At 35.3% G+C, this 6,129-nt stretch carries 6 protein-coding genes; 5 read left to right on the forward strand and 1 reads right to left on the reverse strand.

The features are described 5' to 3' along the window. Positions 1-116 precede the first annotated feature (116 nt). Positions 117-839 (forward strand): deoxynucleoside kinase, encoded by a 723-nt coding sequence (locus RV17_RS04365; protein WP_067481366.1) that lies wholly within the window; start codon positions 117-119, stop codon positions 837-839. Positions 840-913: 74 nt separating this feature from the next. On the opposite strand, the gene RV17_RS04370 is transcribed toward RV17_RS04365, so the two are convergent. Further along, positions 914-1,597, reverse strand: coding sequence for a YoaK family protein (locus RV17_RS04370; protein WP_071868625.1), 684 nt, complete (start codon positions 1,595-1,597; stop codon positions 914-916). A gap of 223 nt (positions 1,598-1,820) precedes the next feature. Here RV17_RS04370 and RV17_RS04375 point away from each other — a divergent pair, with 223 nt between their 5' ends. The 4 genes from RV17_RS04375 (at position 1,821) to RV17_RS04390 (ending at position 6,051) form a co-directional block, all read left to right on the forward strand. Beyond that, complete coding sequence (locus tag RV17_RS04375) at positions 1,821-3,986, forward strand: ATP-dependent helicase (RefSeq protein WP_071868635.1); 2,166 nt, start codon at positions 1,821-1,823, stop codon at positions 3,984-3,986. Positions 3,987-4,106: 120 nt separating this feature from the next. Further along, the gene (spx, locus tag RV17_RS04380) at positions 4,107-4,517 is read left to right on the forward strand and encodes a transcriptional regulator Spx (RefSeq protein ID WP_071868626.1); all 411 of its coding nucleotides are present in this window, start codon (positions 4,107-4,109) and stop codon (positions 4,515-4,517) included. 26 nt (positions 4,518-4,543) lie between these two features. Next, positions 4,544-4,900 (forward strand): Spx/MgsR family RNA polymerase-binding regulatory protein, encoded by a 357-nt coding sequence (locus tag RV17_RS04385; protein ID WP_071868627.1) that lies wholly within the window; start codon positions 4,544-4,546, stop codon positions 4,898-4,900. A 218-nt stretch (positions 4,901-5,118) separates the two neighbouring features. After that, on the forward strand, positions 5,119-6,051 hold the full coding sequence (locus RV17_RS04390) for an alpha/beta fold hydrolase (RefSeq protein ID WP_071868628.1): 933 nt from the start codon (positions 5,119-5,121) through the stop codon (positions 6,049-6,051). The last annotated feature ends 78 nt before the right edge of the window (positions 6,052-6,129 follow it).

Genomic DNA, 6,129 nt, shown 5'->3' on the forward strand with positions numbered 1-6,129 from the left:
AATTAATAATTAAAAAGACTAACCTTTCAAAAAATAGCAGAAAAATTGTTATTAACTATTGAAAAGTTCAGTCTTTTTTTGTGGTAAAATGAGAAGCAGAATTTATAAAAGGAAGGATGCCGATAATTGTGATTATTGTTGCGGGAACTATCGGAGCTGGGAAAAGTACATTAACAGAAATGTTAGCGCAAAACTTAGACACTAAGCCATTTTATGAAAATGTTGAGGACAACGAGGTCTTGCCTTTGTTCTACTCAAACCCAGAAAAGTACACTTTTTTATTACAAATTTTCTTTTTAAATAAACGTTTTTTAGCAATTAAAGATGCATTTTGTCATGATGATAACGTGTTAGATCGATCTATTTACGAAGACAGTTTACTGTTTCATTTAAACGCAGATTTGGGCCGAGTGTCACAGGTAGAAGTCGAGCAATATCAAGGATTACTTGAAACGATGTTAAATGAACTAGAAGACATCGCGCCGCAGAAGAAGCCTGATTTATTAGTTTATATTCGAGTTTCTTTTGAAACAATGCTTGAGCGTATCAAAAAGCGCGGACGAGAATATGAACAAATCGAACAAAATCCTGAGTTGTTTTCTTATTATCAAGAATTAAATCGCCGTTATGAGGAATGGTTTGATGCGTTTGATGTCTGTCCAAAGCTTGTGATTGACGGAGATCGTTATGATTTTGTGGCAGAACCAGAATGTGGCGAACAAATCGTTCAAACAATTAAAGCACAAGCTAAAGAAATGAGCGAGACAGCAATGAAAGAAAAAATTCGGTATACAACCACAGTTCCAGAAGCAAAGGGAATTTTTTCTTACAAAAAATAAATAAGAAAAAGGACGCGACAAAGATGTTTTTTCTTTGTTGCGTCCTTTTGAATTAATTATTGTAGTCCAATTGATCAAAGTGGATATTTATTGGTTCTGAAAAAGCGCCAAAGCTGGAATGTTTGGCTGAGTGCCATTGCCAAAAAGAGAAACGACACTAATAAAATAGCTTGAGCACCAAATAAATGATAACAAAAAACAGAAACGATAGCGCCTAAAATGAATGCTAGTACAACTGTGAGGAAGTGAAAAAATTGATCAAAATCAGATTTTTCTTTTGAAATCAAAAAATCATAAAGATTGGTTGCCACACCTTTCAAATTTCCGGTTGTAAAAAGATTTGTATAGGCACGTCCATTGATTTTATCGAATGACACCCATTGGATTGCAGCTGTAAAAGCAATCAAAACTGTTACAAGTGAGGGATGAATGTTGATTATTCTTAAGCTAACGAGGAAAAAAATCAGGGCTTCGTAGTAAAGAACAAATAATCGCCAAAAATGTTTTTCCCGCTTTCGAAAATAATCAATCAAAAACTTGGTCAATAAAATACCAAGAAAAAAGAAAAGAGTTGATAGTACTTTTTTTCCAAAGCTAATCCATTCGCCATCAAAGGCTTGAATAATTGCCAGAATAATATTACCAGTTTGTGCAGAAGCAAAGACATCGTAATGAATGTAAGTATAACTATCCATTGCACCGCCGATAAATGTTAGTAACAGTCCGATAGTACGATCCTCGTGAAACGAAGTACGCATGATTTTTCCACCTTCAATTATTATTTTACTGATGTAGTTTCCTCTATCTTAGCATAATTTTCCGAAAAACATGATAAGTTTTCTGAAACAAAGTGATTGGATAACGGCGTTTCATTTTCAATAAAGGTCTGGTAGTATAAAGAAAACAAGAATGACACGATAAATAAGAAAATTTTGAAAAAGAAAGTTGGTGGCACTGATTACTCAGCTAAATGAAAAGGAAATGTTGCGGTTAAAAAATGAGCTGAAGTCTTGGAAGAACAGATATCACAAACTTCAACAAATCTTTCGATTACAAGAAGAGATAATTGCTAGTTATGAGGCTGCTTATGGGGAAGCACCAGGATTAATTGAAGAAGATCAGTCAGCTGAAAGAGTGGATGATTCGTTTTTTAAAATGATGGAAAAACGCTCTTATAATCAGTTTAACCAAGAACAAAAAGCTGCAATTACGTATGACATGGAAAAAAATCTTCGTATTATTGCTGGCGCTGGTAGCGGTAAGACGCAAACGATTTGTGCAAAAGCCGTCTACTTAATGACACAAAAACAAGTTGCCGAGCAGCGAATTTTGATGATTACGTTTACGCGGAACGCAGCGAATGAATTGAAAAAAAGAGTGGATAATTTTAGCCAACATAAAACAGCGGTACATATCGGAACATTCCATAGTATTTTCTTTCGTCTTTATAATGAAATTTGTAAGGAATTCCCAGACATTGCAATGCAAGGTATTCATGGAGACTTTTCAAAAGATTCTGGCCAAAAAATTGGAGCGATTTTACAGCAATTGATTCGTAAATATAATCTTTATTCTTTTGATCAGTATGGTGAGAAAAATTTGCCAGCGCGTTTAGATTATTGGCAAAACATGAATCTGTCGCAAGAAGAAATTATCCATTTGGTGAAAGAAAAGTTTGATGGAACAGAAAAAAATGCAAATCAACCACTTTCTGAACGCATCGGTCTGTTGATGACGGAGCTAAAGGAGTTAAAACAGCAACAACATCTGGCTGATTTTAATGATATTTTGCAAAATCTAAAAGAAGCTTTACTTGACGAAAATGTTCGACAGTTTGTTGGCAAGAAATATGATTTTTTATTTATTGATGAGTTTCAAGATACGAATCCTCTGCAATGGGCGGTCGTAAAATTGATTACTAAAGGAACAAACATCAAGCTAGTCGTAGTCGGAGATGACGATCAAAGTATTTACGGTTTTCGTGGATCAGAGCCAGCCTACATCAAAGAATTTGAACAAGAATATCCGACTGAAACACTCTTCTTACTAACGAATTACCGTTCTCGTGCCGCAATTGTTCAAGGCGCAAACCGATTGATTAGCTACAATAAGGGGGATCGTATTCCCAAAGCTATGATTCCTGCACAAAAAGAAGCAGGTGTTATGAAGGCAATTTCTTTTAAGGATCTTCAAGCAGAAAGCCAGTGGGTGATTCGCCAGGTTCAAACATTTATCAAACAGAAAGGTAAATACAAAGAATCTATTATTTTGTACCGTTCACTTTCGCAAACACAAAGATTGGTACAGAATCTTTTGCAAACGGACATTCCGTTTGTCCTTGAAGCAGATGCACCATATGAAGGGATTTTTGGTGTACGAAACTTTCAACAGTTATATAGAAGATTTCTTGACTGGCACAGAGCAACAACTAGTCAGAAAAAAGAGCAAAGTTACCAACAAATTTTGAGACAAATCATGATTAATTGTTATTTGAAAAAGTCGGAATGTGATCGTTTCTTCTCTCAAAAACAGTCAGATATCGACCTAACTGCGTACATTGTTCAGATGAAACCCTCATTAAAATCACGGCAAAAAGAAGTTGAGCAATTAGTAAAAGAATTACAAGGGTTTACGCAGCAACCAAGAAAAAACATGTACCAGTTTTGGCAACTACTCATGAATCTTCCGCGAGCCAAAAAAGAACTCGAACAAAGTGAGCGCGATTGGTTAATAGAAGAAATCAAAAAACAACCGACATTGTTGCAATTGATAGAGTTAGAAAAATCAATTCAATCGCAAGCAAAGCACCTGAAAACACGATTGATTGCTTATCGACAAGGAAAGCTAGATGCGTTATGTATTCAAAGTATTCATAAAAGTAAAGGATTGAGTTACAGAAATGTTTTCTTGATTGGCTGTAACGAAGGCGCGTTGCCACATAACGGCGCTGCAGAAAAAGGAGCCGTGTCGTCGGAACAAATCAAGATAGAACCTGTGACAACGATTGAAGAAGAACGCCGCTTATTTTATGTGGCGATGACCAGAGCTCGAAATCGCCTGTATTTGTGTGTACCGCAAATGAAAGGAACTCGGCAATTAAAGCCATCTCGTTTTATTAAAGAGTCTGGTATTCAACTCAGGAAATAACTAAAAAATTGTGCCGCAATTGATAATTGTGGCACAATTTTTTTAGTTTACTTAGCGAATGATTGGTCTTTTTGAAATAATTCAGTTAAAATGGGATTATAATTAAAGAGGAGTGAGAAAATGATAAAAGTATATGCCTCACCTAGTTGTACTTCTTGTCGTAAGGCTAGAGCATGGTTGCAAACGAATCAACTTGAGTTTGAAGAAAAAAACATTTTTGTCGATCCGTTACTTGAAGAAGAGATTAAAGAAATTCTAGCAGCAACTGAAGGCGGGGTTGAGGATATTATTTCCACTCGGTCAAAAATTTATGAAAAATTGTGTTTGGATTTCAATGAATTAACGCTTAAACAAATGATTGTTTTGTTTAAAGAGTACCCTTCGCTGATTCGTCGCCCTATCTTAATTGATGAAAATAGAATTCTGATTGGTTTTAATGAGGATGAAATTCGCTCATTTGTTCCCAGAAAAATTCGTTGTGTTGAACGAAATCTGATTTATTTGCAAAATTATGGCTCGTTGAACTCTTAGCCAATTAAAAGAAAGAGGGAGGTCCTGTGAGAATAAAAGTATTTGGATCAAAAGATTGCTTGACTTGTTTGAAAGCTAAAAAGTGGTTAGAAAATCATCGTTTAGCTTATCAATTTATTGACTTAGAAAAAACAGCATTGAGTGTACAGGACGCCAAAGAACTATGTAGCTTTAAAGAAGTCCAAGCAACCCAATTGTTTGCTACTTGGTCCGAAGCATTTCTCAAAATGCAGGTGGATCTATCACATTTACAAAATTCTCAGTTGATTTCACTTTGTAGAGAGCACACAGAAGTCTTGAGACGTCCGCTGATTATTATTGATGATGTTTTATTTATTGGCTATGATGAACAATTATTAGAACAGTTAGTTGTTCATGAATAAATTTGAGTGAAGAGTAGGACGTAATCGTGTCTACTCTTTTTTTGATGTTTCAAAAATTGAATATTATATAGAGGTAAGGAACAACGCTTGCAATCACTTTAAGGTATCTTTATAGTTAACTATTGATTAGTTAACCATGATTGCTAAGATAAAATAGTAAGGAACACTATCTAAGTAACGTTATATAGAATAAAAGAAAAAAGCGAGGCGTTTTTAATATGAAAAAGCAAGTACAGTTTCTATCTGCTGATGGAAAGACTATGGTGGAAGTAAGCTGTTGGTATCCTGAGCAACAGCCCGTAGCCACTTTACAGATTGTTCATGGGATGGTTGAATTTATCGAACGTTATGATCTATTCGCTGAGTATCTTAATAAAAATGGGATTATTGTGGTAGGGCATGATCACTTGGGACACGGCCAGTCTATTCAATCAAAGGAACATTTTGGCCATTTTGCAGATGAAAATGGTTCAGAACTCTTACTTTCAGATATTCATACAGTAAATGAAAAAATTAGTGAACAATATCCAACACTCCCACATTTTATTTTTGGTCATAGTATGGGTTCTTTTTTGGTAAGAAATTATTTGGCACAGTTTGAGACGAATTTTTCCGGTGTAATTATTATGGGGACTGGGTGGCACAATCCCAAAGAGATGACAGTTGCTGAATTAATGGCTTCGACAATCGTCACTATTCGCGGAGCAATGTATCGTTCAAAATTTCTAGATCAATTAGCATTTGGCGGGTTTAATCGACAATTTGAACCTGCAAGAACTTCAAAAGATTGGCTTACGCGTGATGAAATAGAGGTGGATAAGTATTTACTGGACCCTAGAACGCAATTTATTTTTACAGCGTCTTCTTATAAAGAGCTATTCCGATTAGTTAGACAAGCTTGTAGCCGTGATGAAGTACAACGGATTCCAGATCATCTTCCAATGTTAGTTGTTTCGGGAGCGAAGGATCCAGTAGGTGCGAATGGCCGTGGTGTTCAAACCTTTGTCCAAGTAGTGAAAGAATATACTACTAGTCAAGTAACACTTTTGCTATATGAAGAAGCACGCCACGAATTGCTTAATGAAATCAACCAAAAGGTGGTATATCAAGATCTTTATTTTTGGTTAAAAAAATATATTGATACTTATTGACAGGTAAAAAATTACATGATATATTTATTCCCGTTGTTGCGAAAGTAACATTCATGAAACTTTCGTAAATAACATGAA

It is taken from the genome of Enterococcus thailandicus (assembly GCF_001886265.1).
Lineage (GTDB): Bacteria > Bacillota > Bacilli > Lactobacillales > Enterococcaceae > Enterococcus_B > Enterococcus_B thailandicus.

Excerpts from the sequence above, each read along its gene's own strand:
- RV17_RS04365 (WP_067481366.1), top strand. The coding sequence starts at position 117 with ATGCCGATAATTGTGATTATTGTTGCGGGAACTATCGGAGCTGGGAAA.
- RV17_RS04370 (WP_071868625.1), bottom strand. The coding sequence starts at position 1,597 with ATGCGTACTTCGTTTCACGAGGATCGTACTATCGGACTGTTACTAACA.
- RV17_RS04375 (WP_071868635.1), top strand. The coding sequence starts at position 1,821 with ATGTTGCGGTTAAAAAATGAGCTGAAGTCTTGGAAGAACAGATATCAC.
- spx (WP_071868626.1), top strand. The coding sequence starts at position 4,107 with ATGATAAAAGTATATGCCTCACCTAGTTGTACTTCTTGTCGTAAGGCT.
- RV17_RS04390 (WP_071868628.1), top strand. The coding sequence starts at position 5,119 with ATGAAAAAGCAAGTACAGTTTCTATCTGCTGATGGAAAGACTATGGTG.